General features: G+C 59.6%; 23 protein-coding genes and 1 tRNA gene. 16 read left to right on the top strand and 8 right to left on the bottom strand.

The features are described 5' to 3' along the window. Positions 1 to 168 precede the first annotated feature (168 nt). Both KGA88_RS12995 and KGA88_RS12990 read left to right on the top strand, forming a co-directional pair. Positions 169 to 840 carry a response regulator gene (locus KGA88_RS12995; RefSeq protein WP_007979804.1) on the top strand — a complete coding sequence of 224 codons (672 nt, stop codon included), beginning with the start codon at positions 169 to 171 and terminating at the stop codon, positions 838 to 840. After that, a complete protein-coding gene (locus tag KGA88_RS12990; protein WP_223591466.1) occupies positions 833 to 2,221 on the top strand; it encodes a sensor histidine kinase in 1,389 nt (462 codons plus the stop codon). Before KGA88_RS12995 ends, KGA88_RS12990 begins: the two co-directional genes overlap by 8 nt. A 146-nt stretch (positions 2,222 to 2,367) precedes the next feature. Here the strand turns inward: KGA88_RS12990 and KGA88_RS12985 are convergent, their stop codons facing one another. Together KGA88_RS12985 and KGA88_RS12980 are read right to left on the bottom strand one after the other, a co-directional pair. Further along, positions 2,368 to 3,189 carry an HDOD domain-containing protein gene (locus KGA88_RS12985; protein WP_223591464.1) on the bottom strand — a complete coding sequence of 274 codons (822 nt, stop codon included), beginning with the start codon at positions 3,187 to 3,189 and terminating at the stop codon, positions 2,368 to 2,370. Between the two features lie 34 nt (positions 3,190 to 3,223). After that, the gene (locus KGA88_RS12980; protein ID WP_223591462.1) at positions 3,224 to 4,165 is read right to left on the bottom strand and encodes a YgfZ/GcvT domain-containing protein; all 942 of its coding nucleotides are present in this window, start codon (positions 4,163 to 4,165) and stop codon (positions 3,224 to 3,226) included. 149 nt (positions 4,166 to 4,314) lie between these two features. Here KGA88_RS12980 and KGA88_RS12975 point away from each other — a divergent pair, with 149 nt between their 5' ends. Together KGA88_RS12975 and KGA88_RS12970 are read left to right on the top strand one after the other, a co-directional pair. Beyond that, positions 4,315 to 4,569 (top strand): succinate dehydrogenase assembly factor 2, encoded by a 255-nt coding sequence (locus KGA88_RS12975; protein WP_007979797.1) that lies wholly within the window; start codon positions 4,315 to 4,317, stop codon positions 4,567 to 4,569. After that, entirely contained in the window at positions 4,553 to 5,005 is a 453-nt protein-coding gene (locus KGA88_RS12970; RefSeq protein WP_223591460.1) for a protein YgfX, read from the top strand. Before KGA88_RS12975 ends, KGA88_RS12970 begins: the two co-directional genes overlap by 17 nt. Here the strand turns inward: KGA88_RS12970 and nadB are convergent. Next, positions 4,974 to 6,590: an L-aspartate oxidase gene (gene nadB / locus KGA88_RS12965; RefSeq protein ID WP_223591458.1), complete on the bottom strand. Its 1,617-nt coding sequence runs from the start codon at positions 6,588 to 6,590 to the stop codon at positions 4,974 to 4,976. The two genes, KGA88_RS12970 and nadB, sit on opposite strands and share 32 nt — an antisense overlap. 552 nt (positions 6,591 to 7,142) lie before the next feature. Here nadB and rpoE point away from each other — a divergent pair. From rpoE to KGA88_RS12945, 4 genes are all read left to right on the top strand, one after another. Further along, on the top strand, positions 7,143 to 7,724 hold the full coding sequence (rpoE, locus tag KGA88_RS12960) for an RNA polymerase sigma factor RpoE (RefSeq protein WP_003172477.1): 582 nt from the start codon (positions 7,143 to 7,145) through the stop codon (positions 7,722 to 7,724). A gap of 31 nt (positions 7,725 to 7,755) precedes the next feature. Then, positions 7,756 to 8,343: a sigma-E factor negative regulatory protein gene (locus tag KGA88_RS12955; protein ID WP_110659957.1), complete on the top strand. Its 588-nt coding sequence runs from the start codon at positions 7,756 to 7,758 to the stop codon at positions 8,341 to 8,343. An 8-nt stretch (positions 8,344 to 8,351) separates the two neighbouring features. Continuing rightward, the gene (locus tag KGA88_RS12950; RefSeq protein WP_223591456.1) at positions 8,352 to 9,311 is read left to right on the top strand and encodes a MucB/RseB C-terminal domain-containing protein; all 960 of its coding nucleotides are present in this window, start codon (positions 8,352 to 8,354) and stop codon (positions 9,309 to 9,311) included. Between the two features lie 178 nt (positions 9,312 to 9,489). Continuing rightward, on the top strand, positions 9,490 to 10,917 hold the full coding sequence (locus KGA88_RS12945; protein WP_110659959.1) for a DegQ family serine endoprotease: 1,428 nt from the start codon (positions 9,490 to 9,492) through the stop codon (positions 10,915 to 10,917). 76 nt (positions 10,918 to 10,993) lie between these two features. Here KGA88_RS12945 and KGA88_RS12940 read toward each other — a convergent pair whose 3' ends face one another. Beyond that, positions 10,994 to 12,427 carry a M48 family metalloprotease gene (locus tag KGA88_RS12940; protein ID WP_223591454.1) on the bottom strand — a complete coding sequence of 478 codons (1,434 nt, stop codon included), beginning with the start codon at positions 12,425 to 12,427 and terminating at the stop codon, positions 10,994 to 10,996. 98 nt (positions 12,428 to 12,525) lie between these two features. Here KGA88_RS12940 and KGA88_RS12935 point away from each other — a divergent pair, with 98 nt between their 5' ends. Together KGA88_RS12935 and KGA88_RS12930 are read left to right on the top strand one after the other, a co-directional pair. Then, positions 12,526 to 12,765 carry a sulfurtransferase TusA family protein gene (locus KGA88_RS12935; protein WP_110659961.1) on the top strand — a complete coding sequence of 80 codons (240 nt, stop codon included), beginning with the start codon at positions 12,526 to 12,528 and terminating at the stop codon, positions 12,763 to 12,765. A gap of 31 nt (positions 12,766 to 12,796) precedes the next feature. Beyond that, entirely contained in the window at positions 12,797 to 13,867 is a 1,071-nt protein-coding gene (locus KGA88_RS12930; protein WP_223591452.1) for an AI-2E family transporter, read from the top strand. 216 nt (positions 13,868 to 14,083) lie between these two features. On the opposite strand, the gene KGA88_RS12925 is transcribed toward KGA88_RS12930, so the two are convergent. Further along, positions 14,084 to 14,557 carry a peroxiredoxin gene (locus tag KGA88_RS12925; RefSeq protein ID WP_223591450.1) on the bottom strand — a complete coding sequence of 158 codons (474 nt, stop codon included), beginning with the start codon at positions 14,555 to 14,557 and terminating at the stop codon, positions 14,084 to 14,086. A gap of 10 nt (positions 14,558 to 14,567) precedes the next feature. Continuing rightward, a complete protein-coding gene (locus KGA88_RS12920; RefSeq protein WP_007979776.1) occupies positions 14,568 to 15,128 on the bottom strand; it encodes a glycine cleavage system protein R in 561 nt (186 codons plus the stop codon). Positions 15,129 to 15,456: 328 nt separating this feature from the next. Here KGA88_RS12920 and dapA point away from each other — a divergent pair, with 328 nt between their 5' ends. From dapA to KGA88_RS12895, 5 genes are all read left to right on the top strand, one after another. Next, entirely contained in the window at positions 15,457 to 16,335 is an 879-nt protein-coding gene (gene dapA, locus KGA88_RS12915) for a 4-hydroxy-tetrahydrodipicolinate synthase (RefSeq protein ID WP_007979774.1), read from the top strand. A gap of 17 nt (positions 16,336 to 16,352) precedes the next feature. Then, positions 16,353 to 17,468 carry an outer membrane protein assembly factor BamC gene (gene bamC / locus KGA88_RS12910; RefSeq protein WP_110658538.1) on the top strand — a complete coding sequence of 372 codons (1,116 nt, stop codon included), beginning with the start codon at positions 16,353 to 16,355 and terminating at the stop codon, positions 17,466 to 17,468. A gap of 4 nt (positions 17,469 to 17,472) precedes the next feature. Beyond that, positions 17,473 to 18,231: an MBL fold metallo-hydrolase gene (locus tag KGA88_RS12905; RefSeq protein WP_223591448.1), complete on the top strand. Its 759-nt coding sequence runs from the start codon at positions 17,473 to 17,475 to the stop codon at positions 18,229 to 18,231. A 28-nt stretch (positions 18,232 to 18,259) separates the two neighbouring features. Next, positions 18,260 to 18,973: a phosphoribosylaminoimidazolesuccinocarboxamide synthase gene (purC, locus tag KGA88_RS12900; RefSeq protein WP_093413164.1), complete on the top strand. Its 714-nt coding sequence runs from the start codon at positions 18,260 to 18,262 to the stop codon at positions 18,971 to 18,973. Positions 18,974 to 19,056: 83 nt separating this feature from the next. Further along, positions 19,057 to 19,146, top strand: a tRNA-Ser gene (locus tag KGA88_RS12895). A 48-nt stretch (positions 19,147 to 19,194) separates the two neighbouring features. Here the strand turns inward: KGA88_RS12895 and KGA88_RS12890 are convergent. Beyond that, the gene (locus KGA88_RS12890; RefSeq protein WP_110658536.1) at positions 19,195 to 19,668 is read right to left on the bottom strand and encodes a hypothetical protein; all 474 of its coding nucleotides are present in this window, start codon (positions 19,666 to 19,668) and stop codon (positions 19,195 to 19,197) included. Positions 19,669 to 19,926: 258 nt separating this feature from the next. On the opposite strand from KGA88_RS12890, the gene KGA88_RS12885 reads away from it, so the two are divergent. Further along, positions 19,927 to 20,118: a YegP family protein gene (locus tag KGA88_RS12885; protein ID WP_110658535.1), complete on the top strand. Its 192-nt coding sequence runs from the start codon at positions 19,927 to 19,929 to the stop codon at positions 20,116 to 20,118. A 51-nt stretch (positions 20,119 to 20,169) separates the two neighbouring features. Here the strand turns inward: KGA88_RS12885 and KGA88_RS12880 are convergent, their stop codons facing one another. Then, complete coding sequence (locus tag KGA88_RS12880) at positions 20,170 to 20,376, bottom strand: hypothetical protein (RefSeq protein WP_223591445.1); 207 nt, start codon at positions 20,374 to 20,376, stop codon at positions 20,170 to 20,172. Positions 20,377 to 20,579 lie beyond the last annotated feature (203 nt).

Below are 20,579 nucleotides of genomic sequence, written 5' to 3'. Positions count from 1 at the left end.
GGCTTCAGCGACGGCAGTCGAAACTGTCCGTGGCTGGACTGTAACGGGCTAACCTTTCGCTAAGCTTTCAGCTGACTTTCACGGTTTTCGGGCTTCACAGCGGCGGATGCGGCTGTAAACTTCGCGCCAAAGAATGGCGTCGACCATCCCTGAATGAGGTAAAGATCCATGCGTGTCCTGCTCGTCGAAGACCATTTGCAGCTCGCCGAAAGTGTCGCCCAGGCGCTCAAGAGCACCGGGCTGACCGTGGATGTCCTGCACGATGGCGTGGCAGCCGACCTGGCGCTGGGCAGCGAGGAATACGCCATGGCGATCCTCGACGTCGGCTTGCCGCGCATGGATGGTTTTGAAGTGCTGGCGCGTTTGCGGGCGCGGGGCAAGAACCTGCCGGTGCTGATGCTGACCGCCCGCAGCGACGTCAAGGATCGGGTCCACGGCCTGAACCTCGGCGCCGACGATTACCTGGCCAAGCCCTTCGAACTGACCGAACTCGAAGCCCGGGTCAAAGCCTTGCTGCGTCGCAGTGTGCTGGGCGGTGAACGCATTCAGCGTTGCGGTGTGCTGGCCTATGACCTGGAAACCCGGCGCTTCACCCTCGGCGAAGAATTGCTGACCCTGACTTCCCGCGAACAAGCGGTACTCGAAGCCCTGATCGCACGTCCCGGTCGGGTGATGAGCAAGGAGCAATTGGCGTCGCAAGTATTCGGTCTCGATGAAGAGGCCAGCCCCGATGCGATCGAAATCTATGTGCACCGCCTGCGCAAGAAACTCGATGGCCAGCCAGTCGCCATCGTGACCTTCCGCGGCCTCGGTTACTTGCTGGAAAGCCGCGATGCATAAGCCCAGCAGCCTGCGCTGGCGGTTGTTGTGGAACCTGGCGCTGTTGTTGGTGGTGTTGATGCTGGCCAGTGGTTTGAGCGCCTACTGGAACGGTCGTGAAGCCGCCGACACGGCCTATGACCGGACCCTGCTGGCCTCGGCGCGGACCATCGCCGCCGGTGTCTCCCAGCGCGATGGCACCCTGAGTGCCGACGTGCCCTATGTGGCCCTCGATACGTTTGCCTACGACAGTGCCGGGCGCATTTTCTATCTGGTCAACGACATCAATCAGAAGCTGATTTCCGGTTACGAAAACCTGCCCGCGCCACCGCCGGGAACGCCGCGCACCGATGACTATCCGGCGCTGGCGCGTTTCTACAACGCCCAGTACCGCGGGCAGAACGTGCGGGTGGTGAGCCTGCTCAAGCCGGTGAGCGAGCCGAACATGAACGGCATGGCGGAAATCCGCGTGGCGGAAACCGATGAAGCGCGGGTCAGCATGGCCCGCAGCCTGGCGGCCGACACCTTGCTGCGCCTGGGCATGCTGGCCATCGGTGCGTTGATGCTGGTGTGGTTTGCGGTGAGTGCCGCGTTGCGTCCGCTGGAGCGCTTGCGCACGGCGGTGGAAGAACGTCAGCCGGACGATCTGCGTCCCTTGCCATTGGTGGAGGTGCAGCGCGAATTGTGGCCGCTGGTGCGTGCACTCAATCACTTTACCGAGCGCTTGCGCGGGCAGTTCGAGAAGCAGGCGCAATTCATTGCCGATGCCGCCCACGAACTGCGCACGCCTCTGGCGGCGCTCAAGGCGCGGCTGGAACTGGGCATGCGTTCGGCCGAGCCCGATACCTGGCGCAGTACGCTGGAGACAGCCGCCCAGGGCACCGATCGCTTGACCCATCTGGCCAATCAGTTGCTGTCCCTGGCACGGGTGGAAAATGGCGCCCGGGCGATTGCCGAGGGCGGCGCGCAATTACTCGACTTGAGTCAGTTGGCGCGGGAGCTGGGCATGGCCATGGCGCCGTTGGCCCATAAGCGCGGGATCGCGCTGGCGCTGGAGGCGGATGAGCCTGTCTGGTTGCGGGGCGAGCCGACGCTGTTGAACGAACTGTTGAGCAATCTGGTGGATAACGCACTGGCTCACACGCCACCGGGCGGCAATGTGATTTTGCGTGTCTCGGCGCCCGCCGTGCTGGAAGTCGAAGATGATGGGCCGGGTATCCCGGTTGAGGAACGCAGTCGGGTGTTCGAGCGTTTTTACCGACGCAATCAGCAAGTGGCCGGTTCAGGGTTGGGATTGGCGATTGTCGGCGAGATCTGCCGCGCGCATCTGGCGCAGATCAGCTTGCATGATGGTGAGCACGCGGGGTTGAAGGTGCGGGTGAGTTTTGTGGCGGGGGATTGATCAATCCCATTGTGGCGAGGGGGCTTGCCCCCGTTCGGCTGCGTAGCAGTCGTAAATCCTGACTATGCGGTGTGCCTGGCTTACACGGTCGCAGGTTTTGGGGCCGCTTCGCAGCCCAACGGGGGCAAGCCCCCTCGCCACAATGCTCAGTAAAACATCGTGCGTGTTTTTTCCAGATCAGCGCACGTCGCCTCGTCGTCAAAATCGATTCCGAGCGTCCTGAAGGCCGGCACATTCAAGGCATCGAGACTGGAGAGTGGATGTTCGGTATCCCGCAGGCAATACAGGCTGGCCACCTGCACCAGATCCACATAGTCGACCTGCGCAGACTGGCGCTTGAAGTTCAGGTATAGCTGTGGCACTTGCACCAGCATGTCGGGAAATTCCCAGACCCTGAGCAGTTTTTCGCCGATCAGAGGATGAATCTGGTCGATCACATGGTTGAGGCTGACCGGGTCGGACAGAAGCTCATAGTGATCTTCGGCGTAGGTCAGGATCGGCAGCACGCCGATCTGATGCACCAGCCCGCCAAGGGCGGCCTGGTCGGGCTTGAGCCGGGTGTGATTGCGGCACAGGGCATAGCTGACGCCAGCGATTTCCAGGCTTTTGCGCCAGACTTCGCGCATCTTCTGTTCCACCACGTCGGAGCGGGCATGGAAAATCTGCTCCATGACCAGGCCGATCGCCAGATTGCAGCTGTAGTTGATGCCCAGGCGAGTGATCGCGGTATGCAGGTCGGTCACTTCCTGAGTCGCGCGCAACAGCGGGCTGTTGACCACTTTGATCAGGCGTGCCGACAGCGCGGTATCACGGCCGATCACTTTGCTCAGGGTACTGACGCTGACTTCCGGGTTTTCCGCGGCCTTGCGAATCTGCAGGGCCACTTCCGGTAACGTTGGCAGAACCAGGTCATCGTTATTGATGGCCTCAACCAAATCCTGTTGGACCTTTTCCGCCAGCTCGCTCATTTAGTCTCTCTAGGTGTTGCACCAAGTGCTGCCGTTATTGCTGGATTTCGCGATCGCGGTCCAGTTCATAAGGCAGGTCGAGCAGCTGCAAGGACGGCCCTTCGAGCGCGCCCAGGTGGATGTCTCCACTTTCTGCTGCTTCGGCTTGCAACACAGCCAGGAGTTCAACGTTTTGCCCGGTGCGGGCAGCCAGCACCACTTCGCCAATGGAGCTGCCGTGGGTTGGGGAAAACAGCGCGATACCTGGTTCAGGCAGCTCGCTGGCAGTCAGTTGCAGGCGATACAGGCGGCGCTTGAGTTTGCCCAGGTACTGCATCCGCGCGACGATTTCCTGCCCGGTGTAGCAGCCTTTCTTGAAGCTCACACCGCCGACCGCTTGCAGGTTGAGCATCTGCGGGATGAACAACTCGCGGGTGCCGGGCATGACCTGGCCGATCCCTGCGCGGACCTGGCCCAGCAGCCACTGATTCAGATCGCCTTCGCTCAGTACCGACGCCAGTTTGCCTTTGACCGCATCGGCTTGAGCGGCGGCAACCCACAACTCGGCGCGTTGCGGCGAGACACGGGTGGCGATCAGCCCATCGTGGCGCACGACGCTGTCGGTTTCCGCCGGCAGGTCCAGGCCGAGGCTGACCAGTGCAGCGTCGCCATGGTCAACGCCGAAACGGACCCAGGCGGCACTTTCGTCGGTCAGTTTCGACTTGGAAAACACCGCGTATTTCTTCAGGTCCGCCAGTTGCGGTTCGAGCAACTCGGTGGCCATGGCCAGGACCACGCCGTCCCCTTCAAGCAGGATGCGGAAACTCGATTGCATCCGGCCTTTTTGCGTGCAGCGCGCACCAAGGCTGGCCCGGGTTTCGCTCAAGTAATTGAGGTTGCAAGTCAGTTGGCCTTGCAGGAATTTGCTGGCGTCCGCGCCGCGGACCGCGAGAACACCCTCATGAGAAAGGGTGCAGAAAAAAGCAGAATCGGCCATGGGTCATCGCAGGGTAAAGAGTCTGGTGGACATCATAAGGGGGCGCCTTCGAAATGGGTAGTTAACAAAGGCTCGACGGTGCCCGACCAAAGCCGACTGTTCGACGGGGCGCGGGCCTGTATACTTGCGGCCTATTTGAGGAGCGCTCCATGGTCGAAGATGTTGAACTGAACCGCCTCTTTTGGCACAGCCGCCGTGGCATGCTTGAGCTTGACGTGTTGCTGGTGCCGTTCACGAAAGAGGTTTACGCAACGCTCAACGAGGTGGATCGCGCGTTGTACGTCCGATTGCTGACGTGTGAGGATCAGGACATGTTCGGCTGGTTCATGGAACGCAGCGAATCCGAGGATCCCGAGCTGCAACGCATGGTCCGCATGATCCTGGATCGTGTCCAGCCCAAGTAACGGCTTCGAATGCCGCTGGCATGCCTCACGGCAGTTGCTGGCGGCGTATCTTCTGGCCCAGCTGTTCGCGCTGGGTTCTATGTTTTTACTGTCGATTCCGCTCTGGGCCAGTTCGCTCGGCGTTGTGCTGTGCCTGGCTCATGGGTTTTGGTCGTTGTCCCGGCAGATCTTGCTGACGCACCCACAGGCCTTTTGCGGCTTGCGGCGCGATGCCGATGGTTGGCAGTTGTGGAGTCGCGCGAAAGGTTGGCAGCCCGTACAGTTGCGACCGGACAGCCTGGCGTTGCCGTTGGTTGTGGTTTTGCGTTTCCGCCTGCGTGGCGAGCGCCGGGTCAGGGCCATTTGCGTGCCCCGGGATTCGCAGGCGGCGGATGTGCACCGACGCCTGCGGGTCCGGCTCAAATTCAGCCGACGTAGGTGGGCGGCACCAGAATAGTGTCCAGCGCGACCGGCAACATGTCCGGGTAGTCGAGGGTGTAATGCAGGCCACGGCTTTCCTTGCGCTCCATGGCCGACAGAATCATCAGCTCGGCCACTTGAGCCAGGTTGCGCAGCTCGATCAAATCCCGGCTGACCTTGTAGTTGCTGTAGAACTCATCGATTTCATCCAGCAACAGTTGCACGCGGTGTTGCGCCCGTTGCAGACGCTTGTTGGTGCGCACGATGCCGACGTAGTCCCACATGAATCGCCGCAGCTCATCCCAGTTGTGCGCAATGATCACGTCTTCATCGGAGTCGGTGACCTGGCTCGCATCCCAGGCGGGGAGGGTGGCGGGCAGCGAAACACGGGGCAACTGTTCGAGAATGTCCGCGGCCGCCGAGCGGGCGTAGACGAAGCATTCGAGCAGCGAGTTGCTGGCCATGCGGTTGGCGCCGTGCAGGCCGGTGAAACTGGTTTCGCCAATGGCGTACAGCCCCGGCACATCGGTACGGCCCTGTTGATCGACCATCACGCCGCCGCAGGTGTAGTGCGCCGCCGGGACCACCGGAATCGGTTGCTTGGTGATGTCGATGGAAAACTCCAGGCAGCGTTCGTATACCGTCGGGAAGTGCGTCTTGATAAAGGCTTCAGGCTTGTGGCTGATGTCCAGGTAGACGCAGTCGACACCCAGGCGCTTCATTTCATGGTCGATGGCCCGGGCGACGATGTCCCGTGGCGCCAACTCCGCCCGTGGATCGAAGCGCTGCATGAAGCGCTCGCCATTGGGCAGCTTCAGGTGGGCACCTTCGCCTCGCAGGGCTTCGGTGACCAGGAAGCTCTTGGCTTGCGGGTGATACAGGCAAGTGGGGTGGAACTGGTTGAATTCCAGGTTCGCTACCCGGCAGCCCGAGCGCCAGGCCATGGCGATGCCATCGCCGCAGGCACCGTCAGGGTTACTGGTGTACAGGTAGACCTTGGCCGCACCACCGGAGGCGAGGATCACAAAGCGCGCGCCATAGGTGTCGACTTCGCCGGTGCCGCGATTGAGCACATAAGCGCCAAGGCAGCGATCACCTTCCAGGCCCAGGCGTTTCTCCGTGATCAGGTCAACCGCAACCCGCTGCTCCAGCAGTTCGATGTTCGATCGTTTCCTGGCCTGATCGAGCAGGGTGGTGAAAATCGCAGCGCCCGTGGCATCGGCGGCATGGATGATGCGCCGATGGCTGTGACCACCCTCGCGGGTCAGGTGGAACTCGAACCCGCCATCTTCGGTACTCGACTGTTCATCGCGGGTAAAGGGCACGCCCTGGTCGATCAGCCATTGAATCGCTTCCTTGCTGTGCTCGACAGTGAAGCGCACGGCATCCTCGTGGCACAGGCCGCCGCCGGCATTGAGCGTGTCATCGACGTGGGATTCAACGGTGTCGGTGTCATCCAGCACGGCTGCAACGCCGCCCTGGGCCCAGAAAGTCGAACCATTGGCGAGGTTGCCCTTGCTCAGAACGGCAATGCGCAAATGACCGGGCAAGGTCAGCGCAAGGCTCAAGCCGGCAGCACCGCTGCCAATTACCAGCACATCGTGTTGAAACTGTTGGCTCATTTCAGGATTCCGCTCAAAGCGACCCGGGTCGGGGGTGGCGCAGCTGGATTGGCGACTCAGGTCAGCCGCACAGCCCACTAGTATATAGAGGGGGGGAGCGGCACAATACCCGAGCTAGCATGGCATTGTGAAACTACTGTGACGCAAAACATCGGACGCTTCGTCGGATGTTTTTCTGCCCGTTAGGCGCGAGAATGACTGTATCGCCGATTTAACAGTCTTTTTCCCTTCACGGTTGCACAATGTCTGCTCGGCGCAGCTATAAATATTTGGAACTTTTGCCAAAGGGCCAAGATCAATAGACGGATGCCTGAAACAAGGGACAGTGTCGGCTTCAGTGCGCGATTGCAGTGCGATCCGTGCCGAAGAATCCGATGACAAGATTATTCGCGCAGCCGGGTCAACTCGCGCTGCGCTTTTCGTGCGTGCCAAATCAGAGCCCGCAGGAAACTTGCCTGGAGGGGGAGAACTTTTGCGAAAAGCACGAGTCTATGTTTGCAAGTCTGGTGGTTTACTTCTGCAAGCCTCCTCCGAGCTCATCGAGGAGTGTTCATGCTAACCCAGGAAGAGGATCAGCAACTGGTCGAGCGCGTTCAGCGCGGCGACAAGCGTGCTTTCGATCTGCTAGTGCTGAAATACCAGCACAAAATTCTCGGGTTGATCGTGCGTTTTGTGCACGACACCCATGAAGCCCAGGATGTGGCACAAGAAGCCTTTATCAAGGCGTACCGTGCACTTGGAAATTTTCGCGGAGACAGCGCGTTTTATACGTGGCTTTACCGCATCGCCATTAACACGGCGAAAAACTATCTGGTTTCACGCGGCCGCCGGCCGCCGGATAGCGATGTCAGTTCCGAAGATGCAGAGTTCTACGATGGCGATCATGGCCTCAAGGATCTCGAGTCGCCAGAACGGGCTTTGCTGCGGGATGAGATCGAAGGCACCGTCCATCGAACCATTCAGCAACTGCCGGAAGATTTGCGTACGGCTTTAACTTTACGTGAGTTTGATGGTCTGAGTTACGAGGACATTGCGAGTGTCATGCAATGTCCGGTAGGCACCGTGCGCTCCCGGATCTTCCGCGCCCGGGAGGCCATCGATAAAGCCCTGCAGCCGTTGTTGCAGGAAAACTAAAGACAGCGGCGATAGCCAAGAGAGGAACGCCATGAGTCGTGAAGCCCTGCAGGAATCGCTGTCCGCAGTGATGGATAACGAAGCGGACGAATTGGAATTGCGTCGGGTATTGAGTGCCTGCGACGATGTTGAAACCCGTGACACATGGGCTCGTTATCAGATCGCTCGGGCAGTGATGCACAAGGATCTGCTGCTTCCACGCCTGGACATCGCCGCGGCTGTTTCCGCTGCCCTGGCTGACGAAGCCTCGCCGGCAAAAGCTTCCCGCGGTCCATGGCGCAGCCTGGGTCGTCTGGCGGTCGCTGCCTCGGTGACCCTGGCGGTACTGGCTGGCGTGCGTCTGTACAACCAGGATGAGATCGCTGGTGTCGAGCTGGCCCAGCAATCCACTCAACCCGCATTGGCCGTTCCTCAAGTAAAAGGCCCTGCTGTTCTGGCAGGCTACAATGAGAGTTCGGAAGCTACTGGCCCAATGGCCAATGGCGTTTTGCAAGGTCAACCAGGCTGGCATGATCAGCGTCTGCCAGGCTACTTGCGCCAACATGCTCAACAGGCTGCACTGAAAGGCACTGAGAGCGCTCTGCCTTACGCTCGTGCCGCAAGTCTGGAAAACCGTTAAGGAGGATCATGCGCGCCCTACCTCTACTTTCGCTTCTGCTCAGCGGCTGGTTCATCGTTCCAGCCCAAGCCGATGATGCCCAGGATTGGTTGACCCGCCTGGGCCAGGCAGAGCAGCAGCAAAGCTTTCAGGGTACTTTCGTCTACGAGCGTAACGGTAGTTTTTCTACCCATAACATCTGGCACCGTGTCCAGGATGGAAAGGTCCGCGAGCGATTGATTCAGCTCGACGGTTCCGCTCAGGAAGTCGTTCGCATTGATGGGCATACTCAATGCGTCAGCGGTACATTGATAGCAGGGCTGGGGGACTCCCCCAACTCCGCTGCCCGTGCACTCGATCCTCAAAAGCTCAAGAATTGGTATGACCTTGCTGTCATCGGCAAGTCGCGTGTCGCCGGGCGTTCGGCGGTGATCGTATCGCTGACACCCCGAGATCAACACCGCTACGGTTTTGAACTGCATCTGGATAAAGAAACCGGCCTGCCTCTGAAGTCTTTGCTGTTGGACGACAAGGGGCGGTTGCTGGAGCGCTTCCAGTTTACGCAACTGGATACGGCTGACGTTCCTTCCGAAAACGACCTGCAGGCCAGTAACGATTGCAAGCCAGTCAACCTCGAAAGTGACAGGGCCTCTGCCATCAAGACTGCCCAGGTCTGGCGTTCCGACTGGTTGCCGCCCGGCTTCGAGTTGACCAGCAGCACCGCGCGCAAGGATCCGCAGACCAAAACCCAGGTCAATAGCCTGATGTATGACGATGGCCTCGCGCGTTTTTCGGTATTCCTTGAGCCGTTGAATGGCGCAACCGTCACCGACACCCGTACTCAGTTGGGGCCGACCGTTGCGGTTTCCCGGCGCTTGACCACGGCGCAGGGTGACATGATGGTAACCGTCGTCGGCGAGATACCGGTCGGTACCGCTGAACGGATAGCGCTTTCGATGCGTACCGACGCCACTGCAACCAAGCAGTGAGCTAAATTCGAAATGTTTCGTGAGCATTTCAATTTGCAAAAATCCCTTAAATTTTTTATAGGTCAGAGCCCCTCGGCTCTGGCCTTGTTTGTTGTTCCCGGAACAAAAATACCGGCGTATTGTTCCCGGTGTTCCTTGCTCCATATCGCTTAACCATGCTCGTCGTAACGGGAGCCGTATGTCGATACCACGCTTGAAGTCCTACCTTTCCATTATTGCCACCGTGCTGGTGCTCGGTCAGACGGTCACCGCCCAAGCGGTCGAATTGCCTGACTTTACGCAACTGGTCGAACAGGCCTCGCCTGCGGTCGTGAACATCAGTACCACGCAAAAGCTGCCGGATCGCAAAGTCAGCCAGCAGCAGATGCCCGACCTCGAAGGCTTGCCGCCAATGCTGCGCGAGTTCTTCGAGCGGGGCATGCCGCCGCAATCGCGTTCACCTCGTGACCGTCAGCGCGAGGCAACTTCCCTGGGCTCGGGTTTCATCATCTCTCCTGATGGCTACATCCTGACCAACAACCACGTGATCGCCGATGCTGACGAAATCCTCGTTCGCCTGGCTGATCGCAGCGAGATGAAAGCCAAGCTCGTCGGGACCGATCCACGTTCCGACGTGGCGCTGCTGAAAATCGAAGGCAAGGATCTGCCGGTGCTCAAGCTCGGTAAATCCCAGGACCTGAAAGCGGGCCAGTGGGTGGTCGCGATCGGCTCGCCATTCGGCTTTGACCACACCGTGACCCAAGGCATCGTCAGCGCCGTCGGTCGCAGCCTGCCGAACGAAAACTATGTGCCGTTCATCCAGACCGACGTGCCGATCAACCCGGGTAACTCGGGCGGCCCGCTGTTCAACCTGAACGGTGAGGTGGTCGGGATCAACTCGCAGATCTATACCCGCTCCGGTGGCTTCATGGGTGTGTCGTTCGCGATCCCGATCGACGTGGCCATGGATGTTTCCAATCAACTGAAATCCGGTGGCAAGGTCAGCCGTGGCTGGCTGGGCGTCGTGATTCAGGAAGTGAGCAAGGACCTGGCGGAGTCGTTCGGTCTGGAGAAACCGGCCGGTGCGCTGGTTGCCCAGATCCAGGATGATGGCCCGGCAGCCAAGGGTGGCCTGCAGGTTGGCGACGTGATCCTGAGCATGAACGGTCAGCCAATTGTCATGTCGGCCGACCTGCCGCACCTCGTTGGTGCGTTGAAGGCAGGTGCCAAGGCCAATCTGGAAGTGATTCGTGACGGCAAGCGCAAGAATGTCGAGCTGACCGTCGGTTCAATTCCGGAAGAAGGCTCGGAGATGGATGCGCTGCCAAAATCCAGCATCGAGCGCAGCAGCAATCGCCTCGGGGTTTCCGTGGTCGAGCTGACTGATGAGCAAAAGAAAACCTACGACCTCAAGGGTGGTGTGCTGATCAAGGAAGTGCAGGACGGTCCTGCCGCCATGATCGGTCTGCAGCCAGGTGATGTGATCACTCACCTGAACAACCAGGCCATCGGTTCCACCAAGGAGTTCGCGGACATCGCCAAGGCGTTGCCAAAGAACCGCTCGGTGTCGATGCGGGTGCTGCGCCAGGGGCGTGCGAGTTTCATCACCTTCAAACTGGCTGAATAATCCGGTTGTTGGCTGAATAAAAAACCGCCTCGCAAGAGGCGGTTTTTTTTGTCCGGACTTTTTGTCTCCGGAGGCGTCAGCCCATCATGTCCTTGATCATGCGCTCCTGCTCCATCAGCTCGCGTTGCCGCGCGTCGATCCGCGAAGACAGCGGGAAGTTGCTGCCTGCCTTGCGTTTGGCGAAGTCCAGTTGCTGGATGGCCTGTTTGTAGTCTCCGACCAGCGCAAAATACTCGGCGCGAGCCTGATGCAGGCCGATGATGTTGCCCGACAGACCGCGCGTTTCGGCAACCTGATACCACACGTCCGGATCATCCGGGCGCGACTTGAGCAGGCCTTCGAGGGCTTTCTCCGCATCCGCAGTACGGTTTTGCTTGAGCAGCAGGTCGACGCGCACCTGGTTCAGCGGGTAGTTGCCAGGGTACTGGGCCATCAAGCGGTCAACCCGGGACTGGGCATCCGCCAGTCGGTTGTTGGTGATGTCCAGATCGACCTGAGCCAGGTTGTAAATGATTTCGTTGGGTGACTTGGTCAGCAACTGCTTGAGGTTTTCCCGTGCTTCGTTCAGCTGGCCGCCCTTGATCTGGGCGATCGCCAGGCCGTAGCGTGCCACGTCGTTTTTCGGGTTCTCGTCGAGCTGGGCGCGGAAGCGCTTGGCGCCGAGCCCCGGGGTTTCCTCATAGATCAGCTGCACGCGTGCGCGGATCAGTTGGTAGCGCATGCTGTCTTCGATACCGCCTATTGGAAACTGTTCGGCACGGTTGCGGGTATCGGCGATACGCGATTCGGTGACCGGGTGAGTCAGCAGGAATTCCGGTGGCTTGGCATCGTAGCGGTACTGACGCCCCAGGCGCTCGAACATGGTTGGCATCGAGCGCGGATCGTAACCGGCCTTTTCCAGATTGAGGATGCCGATACGGTCGGCTTCCTGCTCGTTCTGGCGGGAGAACCTCCGCTGTTCCTGGATGGCTGCGGCCTGTGTGCCGGCAATGGCTGCGATCCCGGCGTCACCGCCACCTGCGGCGGCCACCACGATGCCGGCCAGCAATGCAGCCATCATCGGCACTTGCATGCGTTGCTGTGCTTCGATGCCGCGGGCAAAGTGGCGCTGCGACAAGTGAGCCAATTCGTGCGCCAGTACCGAGGCATATTCGCCTTCGGTCTGGGCGTTGAGGAACAAGCCACCGTTGACCCCGACGATCCCGCCCGGCGCCGCAAAGGCGTTGAGCTGCGGGCTGTTGATCAGGATGAACTCAAGGCGCCGGTCGGTGACCTGGCTGGTCTCCACCAGTCGATAAACGCTGGATTCCACGTAATCCTTGAGCTGCGGATCGTTGAGCTGCGAAACCTGACTGCGCAACATGGCCAGCCAGGCGCGACCGAGCTGGTATTCCTGTTGAGGCGAGACAATGGCAGAACTGGCGTCGCCGAGTGACGGCAGGTCGTCGGCGAAGCCCGGTGAGGCGAGCAGGCAAGCGAGCGTCAGCAGGGTAGGGCGCAAAAATGTCATGCACAAAGCCTTAGTCGACAAAGACCTTACTGTAGCCGGACACCGGCGTTGCGACCAGATATTCTAGGCAGCTCAACCACCTGACCCGGAGTGATGCAATGACCGATGCTGTAGAGCATGACGTTGAACTGGACGCCAGCGGCCTGAATTGTCCCTTGCCATTGCTCAAGGCCAAGATGGAGCTCAACAAGTTGGCCAGTGGCGCGGTGCTCAAGGTCATCGCCACCGATGCAGGTTCGCAGCGCGACTTTCGCACCTTTGCCCGATTGGCCGGTCATACCCTGCTTCGTGAAGAAGAAGATGCCGGTGTTTACCGCTACTGGTTGAAAAAAGCCTGAAATCGGCTGCGTTTGCTCCTAAGGATTATTGATGTTCAAAGTGTTACGCGACTGGATTCAGCGCTATTTTTCCGATGAAGAAGCGGTGGTGCTGGCTGTCCTGCTGATTCTGGCGTTCACCGCCGTACTGACCCTGGGCGGTATGCTGGCGCCGGTGCTCGCGGGCATGGTGCTGGCGTACCTGATGCAGGGACTGGTGGTGACCCTCGAACGCCTGCGGGTGCCGGGCGGGGTTGCGGTGGGGCTGGTCTTTGCGTTGTTCATGGGGTTGTTGCTGGTGTTTATCGTGGTGGTCGTGCCGTTGCTGTGGCATCAACTGATCACGTTGTTCAACGAGTTGCCCGGCATGCTCGCCAAGTGGCAGTCGCTGTTGCTGCTGCTGCCCGAGCGTTATCCGCACCTGGTGTCTGATGAGCAGGTGTTGCAGGCCATCGAAGTGGTGCGGGGCGAAATCGGCAAGTTTGGTCAGTGGGCGCTGACGTTTTCGCTGTCGAGCCTGCCATTGCTGGTGAACATCATGATCTACCTGGTGCTGGTGCCGATCCTGGTGTTTTTCTTCCTCAAGGATCGGGCCATGATCGGCCAGTGGGTGCGCGGTTACCTGCCTCGTGAGCGGGCGCTGATCACCCGGGTCGCCCATGAAATGAATCGGCAGATCGCCAACTACATTCGCGGCAAGGTCATCGAAATCTTCATTTGCGGTGGCGTGACATACATAGCCTTTGTCGTTCTTGAACTCAACTACGCGGCGCTGCTGGCATTGCTGGTGGGGATTTCGGTGGTGGTGCCTTATGTCGGCGCCGTGGTGGTGACTGTGCCGGTGTTCCTGATTGCGCTGTTCCAGTGGGGCTGGAGCGATCAGTTCATCTACCTGATGGCGGTCTACGGGATCATTCAGACGCTCGATGGCAACGTGCTGGTGCCCTTGCTGTTCTCGGAGGCGGTCAACCTGCACCCGGTTGCGATCATCTGCGCGGTGCTGCTGTTTGGCGGGCTGTGGGGCTTCTGGGGGGTATTCTTTGCGATTCCCCTGGCAACGCTGTTCAAGGCCGTGCTGGATGCGTGGCCGCGCAAGGAGCCGGTGGTGGCGCCGCTGCTTTAGTGTTCAGGCTTTATTTTCAGTGAGGCTGATGGCCTCTTCGCGAGCAAGCCCGCTCCCACCGGGTCAGCGCAGCAACTGTCTTCACCATGACACTCCGCCATCGCTGGCAAGCCAGCTCCTACAGGGGACTGCCGCCAGGCACAAATCCCGGGATCGCCCAATAATCCTGTGGGAGCGGGCTTGCTCGCGAAGGCGTCTGAGCAGACGCCAGATACATCAGCCTTTATTCAGTGCCTGAGCCGCAGCCAAAACCGCATCAACATGCCCCGGCACCTTCACGCCGCGCCATTCCTGGCGCAGCACGCCTTTGGCGTCGATCAGGAACGTGCTGCGATCCACGCCCATGTATTCCTTGCCGTAGAGCTTTTTCAGCTTGATCACGTCGAACAGCTGGCAGATTGCTTCGTCCTTGTCGCTGATCAGCTCAAAGGGGAATTCCTGCTTGCACTTGAAGTTCTCGTGGGATTTCAGGCTGTCGCGAGACACGCCGAACACTTCGGTATTGGCGGCCTTGAACGCGGCGTACTGATCACGAAAGCCCTGCCCCTCAGTCGTGCAGCCCGGCGTGCTGTCCTTGGGGTAGAAGTAGATCACTACCTGCTTGCCCTTCAGGCCGGCGAGGCTAACGGTCTGCCCGCTGGTGGCGGGGGCTTCGAAATCGGCAACCGGTTGGTCGATGGCAACGGCCATGAAAGCTTCCTTACATTGGGTTCTGTGGGCGCCAGGGTTCGATCAGCGCGTCCAGGTTCAGCGCGTCGGCAAAATCCAGGAACTGATCGCGCAGCCAGCTGATCTGCACGCCGGCCGGCAAGGTCACGGTGAAGGTGGCGTTGAGCATGGTGCCGCCGGTCTGCGGAGCCTGATAGGTGTCGCAGGTCAGGTTTTCCAGTTCGACATTGTGGTCCATGAAGAACTGGCACAGCTCGTTGATGATGTCCGAGCGGTAGGCCGAGCTGACATAAGCGACGTACGGCAGAGCCTGGGGACGGTTTTCCAGGGCAGCGCTGCGTACCACGTTGACCGTGAACGCATGCCGCTTGGCCAGCACTGGCAGGCTGCCTTCCAGGCGCGCCAGGGCATCCCAGCTACCGGAGATTTCCAGCACCAGCGCACTGCATTCGCCATGACGGGTCAGGCGGGAGGTGACAACGGCGCAGCGATTTTCATGGCTGGCGCGGCACAGGACGTTGGTCAGCTCCATGGGGTTGGCGCCGAGGGCACTGATAACAAGGAATTGTTCGCGAACTGTGGGGGTGGACATGCAGCATTCCTAAAGCGATGAGCGGTCGGTACGTTAGTGGGCTGATTTGCCGGGAGCGAGCCTGCGGATGCGAACTCAGAAAGCCCCGAGTGACAGGTTGCAACGAGCTCCGGCAGGGCGGGAGCGAGACGTGGCAAGGCTGGATCAGGACTTGTGATGCCGAAAATGGAGGCTGAAACCCGGCGGACGAGCTTGTCTGTACCGATCAAAGTCTGAAGGGTAGCGAAAACCGGCGCCAAGGGGAATGGCGGCAGCACAGTACTTCGCTTGTGCAAGCATCTTGGCGCCAGTACCATTACGGCTCTCTTTTTCCGGCAGGAGCGGTTTCATGATTGCGGGCAGTATGGTGGCACTGGTCACACCCATGGATGCACAGGGTCGTCTTGACTGGGACAGCCTCAGCAAACTCGTGGACTTCCACCTTGAAAACGGCACCCATGCCATTGTCGCCGTCGGTACTACCGGCGAATCGGCAACCCTTGATGTCGATGAACATATCGCCGTCATCAAGGCGGTAGTCAAACAGGTCAATGGCCGTATTCCGGTGATTGCCGGTACCGGCGCCAACTCGACCCGCGAAGCCGTCGAATTGACCCGCAATGCCAAGGAAGCCGGCGCCGACGCCTGCCTGCTGGTCGTGCCGTACTACAACAAGCCGACCCAGGAAGGCCTGTACCTGCACTTCAAGCACATCGCCGAAGCGGTCGACATCCCGCAGATTCTCTATAACGTTCCCGGCCGCACCTCCTGCGACATGCAGGCCGAGACCGTGATTCGCCTGTCCACCGTGCCGAACATCATCGGCATCAAGGAAGCGACCGGCGACCTCAAGCGCGCCAAGGCCATCCTTGATGGCGTCAGCAAGGACTTCATCGTTCTTTCTGGCGATGATCCGACCGCGGTCGAGCTGATCCTGATGGGCGGCAAGGGCAACATCTCCGTCACCGCCAACGTCGCGCCGCGTGAAATGGCCGACCTGTGCGAGGCCGCCCTCAAGGGTGATGCCGAGACTGCACGGGCGATCAACGAAAAACTGATGCCGCTGCACAAGGACCTGTTCATCGAAGCCAACCCGATTCCGGTGAAGTGGGCTTTGGTTGAAATGGGCCTGATGCACGAAGGTATTCGCCTGCCGCTGACCTGGCTGAGCGCACCTTGTCACGAAACGCTTCGCACGGCCCTGCGCCAGTGCAGCGTCCTGGTTTAATTGAGGAAGTACAACGCATGAAGCGAATGGCCGGACTTTCCGCACTTGCCTTGATTATCTCCAGCACCAGTGGCTGCGGATGGGTCTGGGGCCCGGAAGGTTATTTCCGTGACCGTGGTAGCGACTACCTGGAAGCGCAACAGACTGCACCGATGCAAATACCGCCGGATGTCCGTACCGCCAAGCGTCTGGATCCGCTGTTGCCGATCCCGCGCAACGTGGCCGATGACACCGCCACGGGCGAATACATCGTTCCTCGCCCTCAGCCGCTGACAGCGGCTGCCGACGCCAGTGCCTACTCGCTGCAGAAGAGCGGCGGCACCAGCTCCATCCTGGCGCAGAACCCGCCGGCCGAAGTCTGGCCCGTGGCCGTTCAGTTCTTCCAGGACAACGGTTTCCGCATGGATGAACAGCGCCCGCAAACCGGCGAATTCACCACGACCTGGCAGCATTCCGACGAACTGTCCGCCGCTGTCGCCAAGCGCCTGAGCGCGGCTGGCGTCAGCACCGACAGCGAAACCCGCGTGCGGGTGCGTATCGAGCCGGGCGTGCAGCGCAACACCAGTGAAGTCTATGTGGTCAGCGCCGAGCGTCCTGCCGGCAGCACCGCCGACGTGGCCTTCACCAACCGTTCGGTCAACACTGGCCTGGACGCGGCACTGGTCGACGACATGCTCGCGAGCATGAGCCGTATCTCGGAGAAGGGCGGCTCGGTCTCGATGCTGGCTTCGCGTGATTTCGACGCGCCTAGCCGTATCAGCCTGAGCGAAGACGGCAGCGGCAACCCTGTGCTGAACGTCGGTACCGACCTGGATCGTGCCTGGTCGAGCGTCGGTCGTGCGCTGGAACAAGGCGAATGGCGTGTTGAAGACATCAACCGCAGCCTGGGCCTGTACTACATCAACCTGGCCGAAAAAGCCGAGAAGAAAGACGACAAGCCAGGCTTCTTCAGCAGCCTGTTCGGCAGCGCGCCGAGCAAGGAAGAGCTTGAAGCCCGTGCCGAGCGTTATCAGGTTCGCCTGAGCAAGGTTGGCGAGAACGTCCAGGTCACCGTCGAGAAGAACATAAACACCGTGGCGCCGGCAGATGTGGCGCGTAAAGTGTTGAGCAAGATTCAAGACAACCTGGGCTGATCCTATGCGTTTTGCCGTTCTCGGCAGCGGTAGTCAAGGGAACGGCACGCTGATAGCCAGCGCTGATACGTATGTCTTGGTGGATTGTGGTTTTTCCCTGCGGGAAACCGAAAAACGCCTGCTGCGCCTGGGTGTGAACCCTGCGCAGCTGAGCGCGATACTCGTGACCCACGAACATGCCGACCACGTGCATGGCGTGGGTTTGCTGTCTCGGCGCTACAATCTGCCTGTCTACCTCAGTCGCGGGACCTTGCGCGGGATGCGCAAACCGATTGAACCCGCAGGCTTTGTGGCCGGCGGCGAGCAACTGCAGGTCGGCGACTTGAGCATCGACGTCATTGCCGTGGCCCATGATGCTTTGGAGCCGACGCAATACGTGTTCAGTGACGGGGAGCGGCGTTTCGGCCTGCTGACCGACCTGGGCTCGTACTGCAACAAGGTGCTGGACGGCTATCGCGACCTCGATGCATTGATGATCGAGTCCAACCATTGCCGTGACAGGCTGGCTCGCGGTCACTACCCGTACTTTCTCAAGCAACGGGTGGGCGGTGAACTGGGACATTTGAACAACCATCAGGCGGCATTCCTGGTGGCCGAGTTGGGCTGGAAAGACCTGCAACACCTGGTCCTGGCCCATCTGAGCAGTAAGAACAACCTGCCGCGGCTGGCCCGGCAATGTTTTGTCGACACCCTCGGGTGCGACCCGGACTGGCTGCAACTGGCCGATCAAGATTCAGGGCTCGACTGGCGTCACATCGCCTAGCCCATCTACTTAGCAAGCGGAGCCCATCATGGAAAAACGTGAAGAACTCTACCGCGGCAAAGCGAAGTCGGTTTACAAGACCGACGACGCTAACCGTTTGATCCTGCTGTTTCGCAACGACACTTCGGCGTTCGACGGCAAGCGTATCGAACAGCTCGACCGCAAAGGCATGGTGAACAACAAGTTCAACGCCTTCATCATGCAGAAGCTCGAAGCCGCCGGCGTGCCGACCCAATTCGACAAACTGCTGGGCGACAACGAGTGCCTGGTGAAGAAGCTGGATATGATCCCGGTCGAGTGCGTCGTGCGTAACTACGCCGCTGGCAGCCTGGTCAAGCGCCTGGGTGTCGAAGAGGGCATGAAGCTCAACCCTTACACCTTCGAACTGTTCCTGAAGGACGACGCCAAGGGCGACCCGTTCATCAACGAATCCCACGTCGTGGCATTCGGTTGGGGCACCGCCGAGCAACTGGTTCGCATGAAAGAACTGTCGCTCAAGGTCAACGAAGTCCTGAACAAACTGTTCGACGACGCCGGCCTGCTGCTGGTCGACTTCAAGCTGGAATTCGGCGTGTTCCACGATGGCTCCATCGTCCTGGGCGACGAATTCAGCCCGGACGGCTGCCGCCTGTGGGACAAGGCAACCGGCAAGAAAATGGACAAGGACCGCTTCCGTCAGGGCCTCGGTGACGTCATCGAAGCCTACGAAGAAGTCGCCAATCGTCTGGGCGTACCGCTTTAACCGACGCAAGCATCTGAAAGCACAGAAATATTTCGCTTAGGGGGTTCGCTTCCGGCGAAAGTGTTGTTATGATGCGCGCCGTTGGAGAGATGCCAGAGTGGCCGAATGGGACGGATTCGAAATCCGTTGTACCTTCACCGGTACCTAGGGTTCGAATCCCTATCTCTCCGCCATTACATAGAAAAAGCCCCGTAGCTGAAAAGTTACGGGGCTTTTTCGTTTCATCTTGCGCTGCGCGAGAGTTGCAGGATTTGCGTGAAGGTGCCATCGGGATTGGGTTCCGTACTCATTTCACCGCTGAACCCGGCGTATTCTCCTGTGGCGCCAATCACCGCGACAATCGACTGCCCTGTTTCATGCTCCTGTCCGGCCACGACGATACTGGCGGCCGTTTTGCCCGCCGCGTCGTTGAATAGCAGGGTCCATTGGCACTGGCTGTGTTTTTCGGGAAGTGTGTTCACGCAGTAGCCGCTATTGCTGCCGATATCTTGTCGCTGCTCGTTCATCAGCGGCTGGTCGAAGACAAACAAGTCACCCTGCGAGGGGCCGGGCGGATCGAGGTCTATCGCGTTCTTCATACCGCGGGTGCCGTCGGCGTAGGTGATCAGGGTGAGTGTCTCAGGTTCATTGGCGTGCACAATGACGGGCATGCCTATCAACATCAGGCATAGCGTGCGAAGGGCGAAGACGTTCATGTTTTTCGGCTCGGGTTATGAAAAAGAGAGGCTGCAGCGGCAAAGACTAACGGGCGGACTTGGGCGCGGCGAACCCTACAATGTGAGTGCATATGACGGCGGCGTAGCGGACTCAGTGGAGCCTGGAGTTGCGAACGCCGAAGCTTTTTCCTCGAAATATCCCCTGACACTGAAAAACGTCTTCTTGAAAGTTCCTCCTCTACTCTGGCTTTCGCAGGTCACTGACCTGCAGTCACCAGCAATTGCAAGGAGTGAGCAATGTATTTTGAGATTTACAGGCAAATCCGCGGCACCCTTCTGACTGGCAGGGGCCAGTGGCGGTGGCGGTTGAAGGCGGGGAATCATGAAACCATTGCCAGCGGGGAGTCTTACGTCAACAAGGGCGATTGCGTGCATGCAATCAACTTGATCAAGGGGACCTGCGAGCAGACCCCGATCAAGGAAATCTAGCTTTAGGGTGGTGAAGCTGCTCGTTCAGAGCAGCTTCGTTCCCAACCGGTTTTACGGCTGGGAATGACCCAGTTTTCTCTTGATCAGTTCGTAGACGTCCTTGTGGGTGGAGTTGTGCAGGGATTTGTCCTTGCAGGCCGAGGCGAGGAACGTTTTGACCTCTTCCCTGGCGTGGGGGTACAGGCTGGCGACGTAGTCGGCTTCGTGGGTCTGGGTGCAGTTGAAGTGCTTGTCGTCTTTGGCTTTGTCTCTGGCCATGGTGCCGCTCCTTTTGATAACGCATGTTTTGGATGACGAGGCTGGTTATTCCCCTCGTGCGTCGCTGAGCTTAGGGACCCACGGGCTGACTGCCAGTAGGTGCAGGTAAAAAGGAAGGGGCTGTAGGACGAGGCGTGGGCAGGCATCTTGCTTAAACGTGAACCGCGTCCGGCTGTTGGACTTGAGTTGGATGGACGGCAGTT

It is taken from the genome of Pseudomonas sp. A-R-19, from assembly GCF_019956575.1.
GTDB lineage: Bacteria > Pseudomonadota > Gammaproteobacteria > Pseudomonadales > Pseudomonadaceae > Aquipseudomonas.
The sequence above is the reverse complement of the archived record's forward strand: the minus strand, read 5'-3'. Positions and strand labels throughout refer to the sequence as shown.